The sequence below is a fragment of the Amycolatopsis oliviviridis genome, from assembly GCF_014654365.1.
GTDB lineage: Bacteria > Actinomycetota > Actinomycetes > Mycobacteriales > Pseudonocardiaceae > Amycolatopsis > Amycolatopsis oliviviridis.
On record NZ_BNAY01000002.1, the window covers coordinates 240429 to 255648 of the forward strand.

The 15220-nt window shown below is 70.9% G+C and carries 6 protein-coding genes; all 6 read right to left on the bottom strand.

What is annotated here, in order from left to right:
• Positions 1-5: 5 nt before the first annotated feature.
• The 6 genes from ctaD to IE302_RS08630 all read right to left on the bottom strand — a co-directional run bounded on the left by ctaD (position 6) and on the right by IE302_RS08630 (position 14804).
• Complete coding sequence (gene ctaD / locus IE302_RS08605) at positions 6-1664, bottom strand: aa3-type cytochrome oxidase subunit I (RefSeq protein ID WP_191254718.1); 1659 nt, start codon at positions 1662-1664, stop codon at positions 6-8.
• A gap of 116 nt (positions 1665-1780) precedes the next feature.
• Positions 1781-2923 carry a glycosyltransferase gene (locus tag IE302_RS08610; protein WP_191253603.1) on the bottom strand — a complete coding sequence of 381 codons (1143 nt, stop codon included), beginning with the start codon at positions 2921-2923 and terminating at the stop codon, positions 1781-1783.
• Complete coding sequence (locus IE302_RS08615) at positions 2924-3715, bottom strand: alpha/beta fold hydrolase (protein ID WP_191253604.1); 792 nt, start codon at positions 3713-3715, stop codon at positions 2924-2926.
• Between the two features lie 3 nt (positions 3716-3718).
• A complete protein-coding gene (locus tag IE302_RS08620) occupies positions 3719-4024 on the bottom strand; it encodes an acyl carrier protein (protein ID WP_191253605.1) in 306 nt (101 codons plus the stop codon).
• On the bottom strand, positions 4014-8255 hold the full coding sequence (locus tag IE302_RS08625) for a beta-ketoacyl synthase N-terminal-like domain-containing protein (protein WP_229907740.1): 4242 nt from the start codon (positions 8253-8255) through the stop codon (positions 4014-4016). The genes IE302_RS08620 and IE302_RS08625 overlap by 11 nt, the downstream gene beginning before the upstream one ends.
• 36 nt (positions 8256-8291) lie before the next feature.
• Positions 8292-14804: a type I polyketide synthase gene (locus IE302_RS08630; protein WP_229907677.1), complete on the bottom strand. Its 6513-nt coding sequence runs from the start codon at positions 14802-14804 to the stop codon at positions 8292-8294.
• Positions 14805-15220 lie beyond the last annotated feature (416 nt).

Sequence of the window (15220 nt, forward strand, 5' to 3'; positions counted from 1 at the left end):
GTACCTCATTCCGTCGGTCGGCCGGAGTGGCCCTCGGCGCGCAGCCGGGGAACCATGTGCGGATGGTGGAGTTCGAACGCCGGCCGTTCGGACCGGATCCTCGGCAGGTCGAAGAAGTTGTGCCGGGGAGGCGGACAGGTCGTCGCCCATTCCAGGGAGTTCCCGTGTCCCCACGGGTCGTCGACTTCGACGACCTCCCCGAACCGGTGGCTGCGGACGACGTTCCAGAGGAACGGCAGCACCGACGCGCCCAACAGGAACGCGCCGATCGTGGAAATCGTGTTGAGCGTGGTGAATCCGTCCGACGTGAGGTAGTCGGCGTAGCGGCGCGGCATGCCTTCGTTGCCGAGCCAGTGCTGGACGAGGAACGTCGTGTGGAAGCCGATGAACGTGGTCCAGAAATGCCATTTCGCGAGCCGTTCGTCGAGCATCCGGCCGGTCATCTTGGGGAACCAGAAGTAGATCCCGGCGAAAGTGGCGAACACGATGGTGCCGAACAGCACGTAGTGGAAGTGCGCGACCACGAAATAGCTGTCGTGCACATGGAAGTCCAGCGGTGGTGAGGCGAGGATGATCCCGGTCAGCCCGCCGAGCAGGAACGTCACCATGAATCCGACCGACCACAGCATCGGCGATTCGAACGTCAGCTGTCCCTTCCACATCGTGCCGATCCAGTTGAAGAACTTGATCCCGGTCGGCACCGCGATGAGGAACGTCATGATCGAGAAGAACGGCAGCAGCACGGCGCCGGTGGCGAACATGTGGTGCGCCCACACCGCGATCGACAGCGCGGTGATCGAGATCGTCGCGAACACCATGGTCTTGTAGCCGAACAACGGTTTCCGGCTGAACACCGGGACGATCTCGGTCACGATGCCGAAATACGGCAACGCGACGATGTAGACCTCGGGATGGCCGAAGAACCAGAACAGGTGCTGCCACAGGATCACCCCGCCGTTCGCCGGATCGAAGACGTGGGCGCCCAGCCGTCTGTCGGCTTCCAGCGCGAACAGCGCGGCGGTGAGAATGGGGAACGCGATCAGGATGAGGATCGTGGTGAAGAGGATGTTCCAGGTGAACAGCGGCAGCCGGAACATGGTCATTCCCGGCCCGCGCAGGCAGAGGATCGTCGTGATCATGTTGACCGCGCCGAGGATCGTGCCCAGCCCGGACACGATCAGGCCCATGATCCACAGATCCGCGCCGACGCCGGGCGCGTGCGCGGCGGCCGAGAGCGGCGTGTAGGCCGTCCAGCCGAAGTCGGGTGCGCCGCCCGGCGTGACGAACGACGTCAGCGTCATGGTGCCGCCGAAAAGGTAGAGCCAGTAGGAAAACGCGTTCAGCCGGGGGAACGCGACGTCGGGTGACCCGATCTGCAGCGGGAGGATGTAGTTGGCGAAGGCGAACAGATTCGGGGTCGCGTACAGCAGCAGCATGATCGTGCCGTGCATGGTGAACAGCTGGTTGTACTGCTCCTGCGAAAGGAACTGCAACCCCGGCCTGCCGAGTTCGCCGCGCATCAGCAGCGCCATGAACCCGCCGGCGAGGAAGAACGCGAACGAGGTGCCGAGGTAGAGCAGGCCGATGGTCTTGTGGTCGGTGGTGCGGACGACACTGAGGAACGCGGAGCCTTTGGGGGCGCGAGGCCGCCCGCCGAAGCGGATGGCCTCCGGTCGGGGCGATGTCTTCACTGTGGTCACGGCGACTCCCAGCACGAGGACACACCTTCGGAAAGCTGGTACCCCTCCAGGAGAGTCCCTACACGTGGGCTTTTCAAGGTCTAGCCGAGTAGAGCCTCCAGGTGATCGGCCGCCGTCGCGGCGCCACCCGCCTCCCGGAACGAGGCGCCCACCTTTTCGGCGGCCGAGCGATACGCCGGATCGTCCAGCACGTTGGTCACCGCGGTCGCGATCCGGTCGGGTTTCGCGCGGCCGAACCGCAGCCGGACCCCGGCGCCCGCGTCGACGACCTGCCCGGCGACGATCGGCTGGTCGTCCCGGATCGGCGCGACCACGAGCGGCACCCCGTGCCACAGGCTTTCGCACACCGTGTTGTGCCCGCCGTGGCAGACGACGGCGTCCACCCGCGCCAGCAACGCCATCTGGGGCACCCGCGGCACCACGAGCACCGTGTCCCCCACCTGTCCCACCGCTCCGCTGGGATCGGCGATGACCGTCCGGATCCCGGCGACCCGGGACAGTCCCCGGGCGGCCGCGTCGAGGAAGTCCCCGGCGGCGTCGGCGTTGGCCGTCCCGAGGGTGACGAATACGGTCGGCATCTTCGGGTCGAGCCGGTCCCACGGGAAGTCGCCGGTGGGCGCGCGCCCGCCGATCGACGGCCCGACCAGCCGGACCCGCTTCGGCAGCGTGGCCGGGCCGAGCAGTTCCCGGGTGGTGAACGCGAGCACGCCGTGCGGGGACATCCTGGGGTCGGCGGGGCCGCCGTCGATCCGCGTACGCAGGCCTTCGAGGAGGTCGTCGAGCCAGGCCGCCACCTTGGGCATCCCGGCCAGGGGGTCGACGAGCTCCGCGGACGTCGTCGCGGAGGTGACCCAGGGCAGGCCGAGCCCGTCGGCGACGAGTCCGCCCGCGATGGCCTGCTGGTCGGCGACCACCACCTGCGGCCGGAACCGGGCGATCGCCGCGCGGATCCCGGGCGCCATCGCCTCGGCCAGCGGGATCAGGAACTCCTCCCACAGGAACCGGAACGCCGCCGGTCCCTTGAGGCTCGCGTCGCGTTCGGGCAGTCCTCGCGGGACGGCACACGGGAACACGTCGGCGCCGTCGCCGGCGAGCCGCAGGATGACCTGCGGCTGCCCCGCCCAGGCGACCTGATGCCCGCGCGCGGTCAAGGCGGCGGCGACCCCCACCGCCGGGTTCACGTGCCCGGTGAGCGGCGGCGTGACGAAGAGGAATCTGCCCACCTAGGCCGCCGTCTCGCACGAGTGCTCACGAACCCAGCCCAGAAGGAGCTCCGACGTCTCCTCGGTGCGCTCGACGAGCACCGAATGCCCCTGGTCGGGCAGGACGACCGTGCGGCAGCGAGCGAGGTTCGCCTCCAGGTCCGGGACCTGTGCCGCGAGCCCGGACCGGTCGCCGAACAGCGCGAACACCGGGCAGCGCACCGCCGCGAGGTCGTCGTCGATGGTCCGGCTGAGCGGGATGTCCTCGGCGAGCGTGGTGGCCGCCAGGATCCGGTACGCCGCCTTCGACAGCCGGGCGGTGTGCGCGCCGTGGTTCTCGGCGATCCACCCGATCACCTCGTCGTGCGCGAGCCGGTTCTTCGCGTCGGCCAGCCCTTCGGCCATATGCCCGGCCCAGGCCCGCACCGGCGGTTCCGCCTCGATGGCGATCACGCTGGCGACCCGTTCGGGGCGCGAGGCCGCGAGCCCGAAGGCGACCGAGCCGCCGAACGAGTTCCCGGCCACGTGCACCGGCCGGTCGATCCCGAGCGCGGTGAGCAGGCCGTCGAGGTCGGCGACGAACTCCTCCAGCCGGTACCCGCTGGCGGGCCGGGTGGTGCGCCCGTGACCGCGAAGGTCGTACATGACGACGTCGATCCCCTGCTCGGCGAAGGCGTGCCCGAGGGTGAAGTAGTAGCTCGCCAGGCTGTCGGTGAGGAGACCGTGCACGAACACCACGACCGGCGCGTCGCCGTCCGAGGGTCCGAGGCGCTGGACATGGACGTCGAGGTCGCCGACCTTGACCTTCGCCACCTCTCAGCCCTCCTCCGCCGCGCGCAGTGACGTGACGACGTGGTCGACCAGCTCGCCGACGGTCAGCGCGATGATCTCGTCCAGTTCGCGTTCCGCGATGAACTCGGCGAAGTTGACCTTGTCGCCGTAGTGCTCACGCAACCGGCCGGACAGCGTCACGAGATCGACGCTCTCCAGTTCGAGGTCGTCGTGGAACTTCGTGTCCCGGCCGATCTCGGCGTCGTCCAGCCCGTATTCCTCGAGCAGTTCACGCAGCATCACGGCGATGTCGGCCAAGACGGTCTCGGCGGGCACGGTTTCAGTGGTCATCTTCGTTCTCCGTCCAAGCCACGACGTAGTTCTTCGCCGGGGTGGCGATCGTGGTGTGCCACACCGGATACCGGGCACCGCCCACCTCGACGGTGAGCCGCGAGTCGTCCGCGCCGACGACGGTGAAAGCGCGCGGGTCACCGCGCAGGCCGGTGCGGAGCCGTTTCGCGACGGCTTCCTTCGCGGCCCAGAATCTGGTGAACCACAAGGCTTCCGGTTCACCGAGCAGCGCCCGTTCGGTTTCGCCCAGTGCGGCGGCGACCGTGCTCTCCGGACGGTCTTCGACGGCCTCGACGTCGATCCCGCAGGGCCCTCGGCGGGCGATGGCGACACCGAGCGCGTCCCGGTGGGCGATCGAGACGGTGAGCCGGGGCAGCTCCCGCCCGTAGGCGCCCGAGACGGTCGGCGCGCCCGACGCCTCGTTCCCGATCCGGATTTCGGCGGGGAAGATGTCACCTTCGCCGTCCGTCCACAGTAGACGCCGAAGGGCGTCCTTCGCCGCGATCCGCCCGAGCAGCCAGGTCCGTCTCCGGCGCGGCGGCTGGTCGGCGTACGCCTGTCTTTCCATACCCGCCAGCAGGTTCCGCATGATCAGGTCGCGGGTCGCCAGATCAGGCCATTGCTCACGGACCAGCGCCCAGCGACCCGGCCGCTCTTCCGACAGCGTGGCGCGCTCGGGCCGCCGGTCCACCGCGCGGATCACCGGGTTGCTGTCGAACCGGCGATCGCGCCAGCCCTCGACCTCGGCCCAGACTCGGCCGAGGCGAGTCAGCTGGACGTCCGCTTCGAGTTCGTCGTCGGTAACCGAGACGACGCGGACGGCGCAGTCGAGCCGCTCTCCCGGCAACGGATGCTCGCCGTAGAACCGGATCCGCCGCATCCCCACCGGGAACACCGTGGTGCGGCCGGTCAGCCGCGACATGATCCAGTACCCGAGCAGCTGACCGGCGTTGTCCAGCAGCGCCCCCGGCGCCTCCGGCGTCCGCAGGATCCCGCGCACGTGCCGCTCGCCCACCGCGACGAGTTCCTCGACACCCTGGAACCTCGGCCCGTGGAACATCCAGCGTTCGGTGTAGAGCTGCTCGGCGAGCAGGTCCGGCTTCCGCTCGCTCCCGGCGGGAAACGTCCACGCCCGAGGCCGGTCGGCGGGGAACGCGGTGTCCAGTTCGACGACGGCCTGGGAATACTCGCCCAGCGAAACATCGACCCGGGAAGTGCCTTGGGGTTCCACGTGCACCGGTACGTCCAGCGCGGGGGTCGCGGCGATCCATTGGTTCAGCCGGACGTCCTCCAGCGCGACCGCGCGGCTGCCCGGCGCCGCCTGTTCGGCGAAGTCCATCAGGTGCCCGATCACCGTCGTGGCGGGCACGACCGGCCACGCGTCGGCGGGATCCGCGCCGGGCGGCTGTTTGAAGAAGCAATGGTCGAGCAGGTACGGCATCGTCTCGACGGAGACCCGGAGTTCGGTGCGCAGCGACCGGAGGCGGGGCGCCGGCCTGGCGGCGAACAGTTCGGCCGCCAGGCCGGCGGTGTCGGCCAGCAGCCCGGACAACTCGGCCGCCAGCGGGTTCCGCTCCCCGATCCGGTCCAAAGTAGACGTCCGGGCCGCGCGGGGACGGAAGCCGCGCCAGACACTCTCGTCGAGCGAGACCAGCGGGCCGCCGAGATCGAGACGGATCGTCCGGCCGCGCCTGCCGCCGCTCTGACCCGGCAGGAGTTCGAACGCCGGATCGGCGCCGTCCGCCCACAGGGCCGTGGCGACCCGCAGCAGCTGCGGGAGTCCCGGCCGGTGCGCGGAATGCGCGGCGACGACGAGATGCTCGCGGTCGTGCAGGGTGTTCCCGATCAGCGAGCCGAGCTGACCGGCGCCCGTCTGCACGAACGCGCGGAACCCTGCCGTGTACATGTTCTCGACGAGTCCGCGGAACCGCACCGGCTCCAGCAGGTGCCGGACGAACAGTGCCCGGACTTCCTCGGCCAACGATGGGTAGTGCTTCCCCGTCGTGGCCGACCAGACCGGGAGTTCCGCCGGATGCAGGGTGTAGCGCTCGGCCGCCTCACGGATCGGGCCGAGGTACGGCGCGAGCATCGGGGTGTGGAAGCCGGATCGGAACGGCAGCACCTGGGAGATCACGCCGTCACCGCGGAACGCGAGCACGAAGTCGTCGACAGCTTCCGCGGGGCCGCAGATCATCGACTGGTTGGGCGCGTTGTCGTGAGAAAGGACCACTTCGGACTGTCCTTTGAGGACTTTCGTGACGACGCAGGCGTCCTCGCCGACGACCGCGAAAGCCAGTCCCGGCACCTTGAGCGCGTCGGGATCGAAGCCTGCCAGGAACGCGTCGACCTCGGCGCCGGAGTGGATCCCGGCGACCGCCATGGCGGTCCACTCCCCCAGGCTGTGCCCGGCGAGCGCGTCCGGCGTCACGCGCAGGCCGCGTAACGCCGTGTCGAGAAGCCTGCCCAGCTGGAACACGCCCTTGCCGTGCCTGCCGACGTCGCCGACGGTGACGTCCGGCGAATCCCAGGGCAGCCCGAAGTGCCGGGCGATGTCGTCGGCATGGGCCTCGAATTCGTTCTCCAGCCCCGGGAAGACGAACGCGAGTTTGCCGCCGCCCGCGCCGAGCAGTGGTTCCGGAACGAACCAGAGGTCGTTGCGGCCGCGCCAGGATCTGCCCTTCGCGACAACTTTCCTGGCCAGGTTGAGCCGTTTGGGCGTCGGGTCGACGAGGCCGAGGCGGATCCGGCCGCGTCCGGTGTCCCCGGTGCCCAGGAGGTCGTCCCGGTCGAGCAGGCAGCCCATCTCGGCGACGGTCGGCGCGGACAGCCGCAGGACACGTTCGGGTTCGGAGACCGTGACGCTCACCCGCGTCGCGGCCTGTTCCAGCACGACGTGGGCGTTGATCCCGCCGAATCCGAAGGCGTTGATCCCGGCGCGGCGCACCGGCCGCCGGTCGTCGGTCTCCCAGACCTTCGCGGTGCCGAGCGTCTCGAACCGGGTTTCCGCCAGCGCCGGATGCGGTTCGTCGCAGTGCAGGGTCGGCGGGAGAACCCCTTGGTACACCGCCAAAGCGGCCTTGACCAGCCCGGCGACGCCCGCGGCGGGCATGGTGTGCCCGATCATCGACTTGACCGAACCCAGCACCGCCGTCGGCCCGTCCGCCCGTCCGAACACCTCCGCGATCGTCGCCAGTTCGGCGGCGTCGCCCGCCGGGGTCGCGGTCCCGTGCGCTTCGAGCAGCCCGATCGTGGCGGGGTCGACCCCCGCGGCGGTCCAGGCCTGCCGTACCGCGCGGACCTGCCCGGCGGTGTCCGGATTGGACAGTCCGGCGGTCCGGCCGTCGCTGGCCACGCCGGTCCCGGTGACGACGGCGTAGACCCGGTCGCCGTCGCGTTCGGCGTCCGCCAGCCGCTTCAGCACGACGACGCCGGTGCCCTCGCCGATCAGCACCCCGTCCGCGTCCTGATGGAACGGCCGGATCCGCTGACTCCGCGACAACGCGCCGAGCTGGGAGAACACGCTCCAGAAGGTGACGTCGTGGCAATGGTGCACGCCACCGGCCAGCACCACGTCGCACCGCCCGGTCGCCAGTTCGCGTACGGCGTGGTCGACGGCGACGAGCGAGGAGGCGCACGCGGCGTCCACCGTGTACGCGGGGCCGCGCAGGTCGAGCCGGTTCGCGAGCCGGGACGCCGCGAGGTTGGGCACGAGCCCGATCGCGGCGTCGGGGGCTTCGGGTCCGAGCCGGTCGGTGAAGGCCTGGCGGAGCTCCTCCAGCCGCTCGCCCCCGAGCTCGGGCATCAGTTCGCCGAGGGTGCGGACGACCTGCGCGGCCGTGCGGACCCGCTGGTCGAGCCGCACCAGACCGGGCGTGAGGTACCCGCCGCGGCCGAGGATGACGCCGGTCCGCTGCCGGTCGGCGGGCAGCCGGTGCTCGCCGCCGGCGTCGGCGATGGCCTGCGCGGCCACCCGCAGCGCGATCAGCTGATCGGGTTCGGTGCCCGGGATCGACGACGGCATCACGCCGAAACCGGTGACGTCCACTTCCGCCAGTTCACCGACGAAACCACCGCGACGGCAGTAGATCCGGTCCGCCCGCGGTTCCGCGTCGGGCTGGTAGAAGCCCGGATCCCAGCGATCCGCCGGGACCTCGGTGATCGCGTCGACGCCGTCGACGATGTTGCGCCAGTAGGTTTCGAGATCGGGGGCGCCAGGGAACAGCACTGACATCCCGACGATCGCGATCGGGGGCGTTTCGGCCACCGGTCACCACCCCGAAGCGGTGTAGGTGACGGCCGTGAGACCCTCGTCGCCCCACGCCAGTTCACGCAGCAGGCTCAACGTGCCCTCTTCGGGATCGATCAGTTCGATCCCGCGCCGGGCGTAGTCCCGCATCAGTTCCGGGGTGACCATCCCGTTGTTGACGCCGGTGGGCGCCCACGGTCCCCAGTGGACGGTGAGCCCGCGCCGTCCGTACACAGTGGACCAACGATGGCCGAGCGCCTCCAGCGCGTCGTTCGCGGCCGCGTAGTCGGACTGCCCGCGATTGCCCAGTGTGGCCGCGACACTGCCGAACAGGACGGCGAACTTCGGGGCCTCCGGCAGTTCGCCCGCCGCCGCGAGCAGGGTGCTCGCCCCTTCGACCTTGGTGGCGAAGACACGGTCGAACGACGCCGGGTCCTTCTCCGCGATCAGCTTGTCCTCGATGACGCCCGCCGCGTAGACGATGCCGTCGATCCGGCCGTGTTCGGCGTGGATCTCCTTGACCGCGCGGTGCACCGCCTCGGCGTCGAGCATGTCCACGGAGTGATAGCGCACCGGGCTGCCGAGACCGCTGATCCGCCGCAGCGTCCCGCGGACCTCGCGTTCGGCCTCGATGAGCCGGATGGTCCGCTCGATCTCGGCCGGTTTGGTCAGCCCGCTCTCGATGAGGGCCGCGCGCAACTCGGCCGTCGTCTTCGCGGTGAAGATCTCCGGTTCCTCGCCGTCGATGGGCACGGCGGTGCGGCCGAACAGTTCGATGCGGCAGCGCGACGCGGCGGCCAGCGTGGTGGCCAGCCGGGCGGTGATGCCCTTGGCCCCGCCGACGAGGAGGACGACCGAATCCCGATCCAGGCCGAGCGCTTCGGCTTCGGCGGTCCCGTTCCCCGCCGGACCGGCACCCGTGCTGCCGAGCACCCCGAGACCTTCCTCGGTCATCCGCAGGCCGCGCCGCGCGCCGTCGCGGCGGACGACGACCGGTTCCCAGTCCCCGGCGGACAGCTCCGCGAGCAGGTTCTCCACCTGTTCGTCCACAGTGGATTCCGGATGCTGCTCGACGACGCGGGCGACCGTGTCGGGGTACTCCTTGGCCACCGTCCGGAAGAAGCCGCGGGCACCGTCGGCGGGGCCGTTCGCGATGAGCCAGCGTGGCCCGCCCGCCAGGACTGCCTGGTACAGCGGGAAATCGTCGGGAAACGTCGGCGAAAGGTGGAACACGCCGTCCGCACCGCGCCCCGGCACGCCTTGGATCAGTTCGGTTTCGGCGCCGTATCCGGCGAGCCGGGCGGTGAGCATCTCGGCGACCTGCCCCTCACCGACGACGGCGAAGCGAAGCCCGGCGAGCTCCTCGTCGGCGGGCACGGCGCCGGCGAGGTCGAACTCCCGCATCAGGAAACGCTTCGGCGCCACCACGACGGCCTCGGCCTCCTCGGCGGCGGGCGCGTCTTCGGTTCCGCTGCCGGTGATCAGCTCCGCCAGCGCGGCCGCGGTCCTGGCCTTGGCCAGCACCTCGGGATCGCCACCGATGATGCCCAGCCGGTTCGCCAGCTCGCCGGCGATCTCGGCGCGTTTGATCGAATCGACGCTGAGATCCGCCTCCAGGTCCAGATCGGGCTCGATCATGTCGGCCGGGTAGCCGGTCCGCTCCCCGATCACCTCGACGACGACGTCGAACACGGACCGTTCGGGAGCGACCTCGGCGCGCACCGGCTCGGGCTCCCGTTCGAGTACCGGCTCGGGCGCCGCGGGGAGGACGACGGGCGCGGGCGGGCGGGCGCCGGGGTCCGTGCCGAAGTAGCCGAGCAGGACGTCCCGTTGCGCGGCGATCATCTCGCGGCTGGTGCGGAGGAACTCGGAGATGAGCGCCTCACCGCCGTCGGTGCCGGGCCGGGATGTCACGATCGCCTCCGTGGGGATTCGCTGGGCGGGATGCAGGGCGGCGGCGGGGATCTCGCCGCCGGCGGTGCGGACGAGCTGGCCGTCGACGATCCAGCCCGCCTTCTTCGGCGGACGCGCGGACAGCGCGTCCACGCAAGCGCGGCCGGTGAACAGCCTGCCGGTACGGACGTCCGCGCCCGCGACCGCCAGCCTGGCCAGTGCGGCGAGGAAACCGGGGATCCCGGTGCGGCGGCCGCTCTCGAACGTGACCGTCCGATGTGGACGGCCGTCGAGCACGGAACCGACGAGCCGGGCGAGGACGGATCCCGGGCCCGCTTCGACGAACGTCCGGGCACCGGCCTCGTACATGGCTTCGATCTGCTCCGCGAACCGCACCGGCGCGCCGATCTGCGCGGCCAGCCCGGCGCGGATCGCGTCCGGGTCCGCCGGATAGGGCGCGGCGGTCCGGTTGGCCCACACCGGGATCTCCGGTTCACTCACCGGGACGGCGTCGAGGACGCGCGCGAAGTCCGCCTCCGCCGGGGCGACCAGCGGGCTGTGGAACGCGCAAGCGACCTGGATGGTCTTCACGCCGAGCCCGCGGCTCCGCAACCGGTCCACCGCCGTGGCGACGGCGCCGGTCGGCCCCGAGATCACCGTCTGCTTCGGCGAATTCCGGTTTGCGGTGACGACGGTGTCGGCCAAGCCCTCCGCGACGAGCGCGTCGGTGACGTCCGCGGCGTTCGCGGCGACGGCCGCCATCGTTCCCGGGTCGCCGGTGCCGGTCGCGCCGAGGATCGCTTCCGCCCGCGCCCGGCTGCATTCGAGCAGCGACGCCGAGCTCAGCGCACCGGCGGCGGTCAGCGCGACGAGCTCGCCGTAGCTGTGGCCCGCCACCATCGAAGGCCGAACCCCGGCTTTCTCCAGCAGCTGGTGCGCGGCGAGGCCCACGATCCCCAGCGCGGGTTGCGCGGCGCGGGTGTCGGTCAGCCGGGCGAGCCGGTCCTCACGACCGGACTCGTCGAACGCGGCGGGCGGGAACAGGACGTCGACGGTGCTCCCGGCGCGCGAGAGGTAGCGCCGGAGTTCGGGGAACGCGACGAACAGGTCCGCGAACATCCCCGGCCGCTGGCTGCCCTGGCCGGGGAAGAGGAACGCGATCTCGCCGACCGGTTCGCCGTCGGGGGCGAAGATGCCCGCGTTCTCGTCGCGTTCACCCGCGATGGCCCGGCGAAGCAAGGTGGCCAGTTCGTCCACAGTGGACGCGACGACGGCGAACCGGGCTCGGCCACCCCGCGTCTCCGCCCGGCGGGACGCGGCCAGCGCCAGGTCACGCAGCCGCCACCCCTCACCGGTGGCGGCCAGGAGATCGTGTGCGGCCTTGATCGCCGCCTCGTCGTCCTTGCCCGCGAACAGGAAGAGCTCGGCGGGCCATGCGTCGAGGGTCTTCGCGGGCGGGACGGCGCCGCCGTGGGAAGTGAGGACGACGTGGAAGTTGGTGCCGCCGAAGCCGAACGCGCTCACCCCGGCGACACGGTCGTCCTCGGCCCACGGCCTGGCCTCGATGTGGAACGCGAACGGGCTGGTCGCCGGGTCCCACGCGGGATTCGGCTTCGCCAGGTGCAGCGTCGGCGGTTTGACGGCCGTGTGCAGCGCGAGGCTCGCCTTGATCAGCCCGGCCAGTCCGGCGGCGCATTTCGTGTGCCCGATCTGGGATTTCACCGAACCGAGCACGCACCGGCCGGGTTCGGCGCCCGCCTCGGTGAACACCTGGGTGAGGGTGCCGAGTTCGGTGCGGTCGCCGACGACCGTGCCGGTGCCGTGCGCCTCGACGAGCCCGACGCGGGACGGCGAGATCCCGGCGTTGCGGTACGCCCTGGTCAGCGCGGTGTGCTGGCCCTCCGGCCGCGGCGCGGTGAGCCCGAGCGCCCGGCCGTCGCTGGCGCTGCCGACGCCCTTGATGACGGCGTAGACCCGGTCGCCGTCGCGTTCGGCGTCCGCCAGCCGCTTCAGGACGACGCACGCGACACCCTCGCCCAGCGCGATCCCGTCGGCGTCGCTGTCGAAGGTGGCCGAGCGGCCGGACGGTGAGAGCGCGTGCACCGAGGAGAACAGCAGGTAGTCGTTGATGCCGTTGTGCAGATCGGCGCCGCCGCACAGGACGAGGTCGCTGGTGCCGGTGACGAGTTCCTTGCAGGCGGCGTCGACGGCGGTCAGCGAAGACGCGCACGCCGCGTCGACCGTGTAGTTCGCACCGCCGAGGTCGAGCCGGTTCGCGATCCGGCCGGCGATGACGTTGGCGAGCACGCCGGGGAACGAATCCTCGGTCAGGCGCGGCAGCTGGCGGTCGAGGTCGGCCGGGAGCTCGCCGAGGTAGGACGGGAGCACGGTCCGCAGGGTCATCGCGTTGGACAGGTCGCTCCCGGCTTCCGCGCCGAAGACCACCGACGTCCGGGATCGGTCGAACGCGCGTTCCGCGTATCCGGCGTCGGCGAGCGCCCGCCGCGACACCTCCAGTGCCAGCAACTGGACGGGTTCGATGCTGGCGAGCGACGCGGGCGGGATGCCGTGGTCGAGCGGGTCGAACGGGATCTCCGGCAGAAAACCGCCCCAACGCGACGGTGTCTTCTCGCCGTCGCCGTCGGGCGCGTAGTAGAGCGCCGGGTCCCAGCGGTGTGCCGGGACCTCGGTGACCGAATCCGCTCCGGACAGGATGTTCGACCAGAACGACGGGAGATCCCCGGCCTGCGGGAAGACGCAGGCCATCCCCACGATCGCGACGTCGAGCGGCTCGGGCGCGGGCTCCTCTCGTCGTGGCTCCAGAAGCTCGGCCGCACGCGCTTCGAGGAACGCCCGCGCTCCCGGTCCCACGGCCTCGTGCAGCCGCTCGATCGTGGTGACCTCGGACCGGAGCACAGCGACGTCGCCCGCCATGAACATGCCTTCGGTGAGCTGACGGTCTTCCGGGACCGCGCTCAGCGTGTCCCCGAGCCGCTCGATTCCCTTGCTGGCCAGCCGGAGCCGCCCGACATTGAGCTTCTCCAGCCGTTCCCAGGCCTCGCGGTCCGGTACGTCCTGGTCCTGCAGCGCGCGTTTGAGCTCCGCGTACTCGGTCGTGAAGGGCGACCGCACGCACCTCGTCGCGTGTCCGGGCGCGGTCTCCAGCAGGTCGGTACGCGTGGCTTCGACGACCTGGCGCTGGAACGACGGCAGGACGGCGCGCGCGCGGACCGCCTCCTCGGTGAACAGGTACGCCGTGCCCATCAGCAGGCCGACGGTCGCGCCGAGCCGGGTCAGCGGCGCCGCGGCGGCGGTGACCATCGCGGCCGACCGCTCGTCGTGCACTCCCCCGGCGAAGAACACCTCGACTTCGGCCGCGTAGTCCCGGAGGACGTCGATCTGGGCTTCCCACAACGGAAAGCTCGCCCTCGGGCCGACGTGACCACCGCATTCGGAGCCCTCGAAGACGAACTTGCGCGCGCCCGCTTCGAGGAACTGGCGCAGCAATCCCGGCGACGGGACATGCAGGAACGTCGAGATACCGACGTCTTCGAGCGCCTTCGCCTGCGCCGGACGGCCACCGGCGATGATCGCGTGACTCGGCCGGATCTCGCGGATCACGTCGAGTTGCGCGGCACGGACGCCCTCGGCCGCGAACCCGAGCACCCCGACGCCCCACGGCGTGTCCCCCAACGCCGCCTTGGTCTTTTCGAGCATCTCGCGGGTCTGTTCGGGCCCGGACAACGCCAGTGCCAGGAACGGCAGCGCTCCCCCGGCGGCGACCGCCTCGGCGAACTCGGGCTGATCGCTGACCCTGGTCATCGGCCCCTGCGCGAGCCGCAGCGGTGCACCGGAGGCGGCGAGACCTTCGGCGATCGACGCGCGGACGCCCTGGATCGCGGCGGGGAGCGTGTCCCAGGTTTCGCGGAAACGTTCGGGCAGGAACGCGTCCTGCCCGACTTCGACCGCTCGATGACGCCGGAGTGCCCGTACGCCGCCGTCCACAATGGTCTCGGACCCGTCGAGTCCTTCCAGGGCCATCGTGACGTCCGAGGCGAGTTCCGCCTCGGGGAGCAGCGCGAACGCCGTGTCGAGCACGACACCGGCGGCGCCTCCGGCCACGGCGGCCGCCGCCGTGCGCGCGCCGATCCCGCCGTACGCCCAGACCGGGATATCGATCGCGGGATCGGCCAGCAGCTGTTGCAGGAAGACGAACGTGCCGAGTTCGCCTGCCCTGCCGCCCGATTCGTGGCCGCGCGCGATCAAGCCGTCCGCACCGGCGGCGACGGCTTCGGCCGCCTCGTCCCGGCTGGTGACCTCCGCGAGAACTCTCCGCCCGTCGAAGTCCACAGTGGACACCGGAGTCCCGGCGGCGAGCAGAACCGTGTGCACCGCCGGGGGAAGCTCGGCCGGACCCGCGACGCGGACGGCGAAACCGGTGCCCAGCCACTCCCTCGCCAGGTCGAGTTCCTCGCGAGCGGACCGGTTTCCGCTGGTCAGGTCCAGGACGCCGAGCGCGCCGGCTCGCGTCGCCGTCGCGGCGAACCGCGCGGAAGGCACACCGAAAGGATGCACCGCGATGAGCAGATCCGCCGTACCGGTCAGCAATGAGGCATCGGCGCCACGAAGCGACTTACCCACGGGAAGCCTCCGAGCACACGGAAGAGTGATTTGGTTACCGGGCGTACTTAAACGCAGGCGGGGCTTCACGTCAATACTCGACAGTAGGGTTTCCGGTCACGGGAACCGGATGGCGGTACGCCGACCTGCGAAACGCGAGGATCGTCGCGAAGAATTAGCGTTCCGGATACACGAGTGACACCGGAGGCCCCGAATTTTCCCGCAGTACCAGGGAAGTGTCGTCAACGACCAGGTGTCCCAACAGCCGATACGCCATCCGGCCTGTTACCCGGAGTTCGCCGATCGGCTTTCACCAGTACCACCGGAAATGGTGGTCCGCCCCTATTCCGGGGAATGGCCACCGATTCGCCCTATCGTCGGTATCCACACCGCCGGGACTTTCGGTATCACGCGCGATTAACGGACCGTTCACAGAG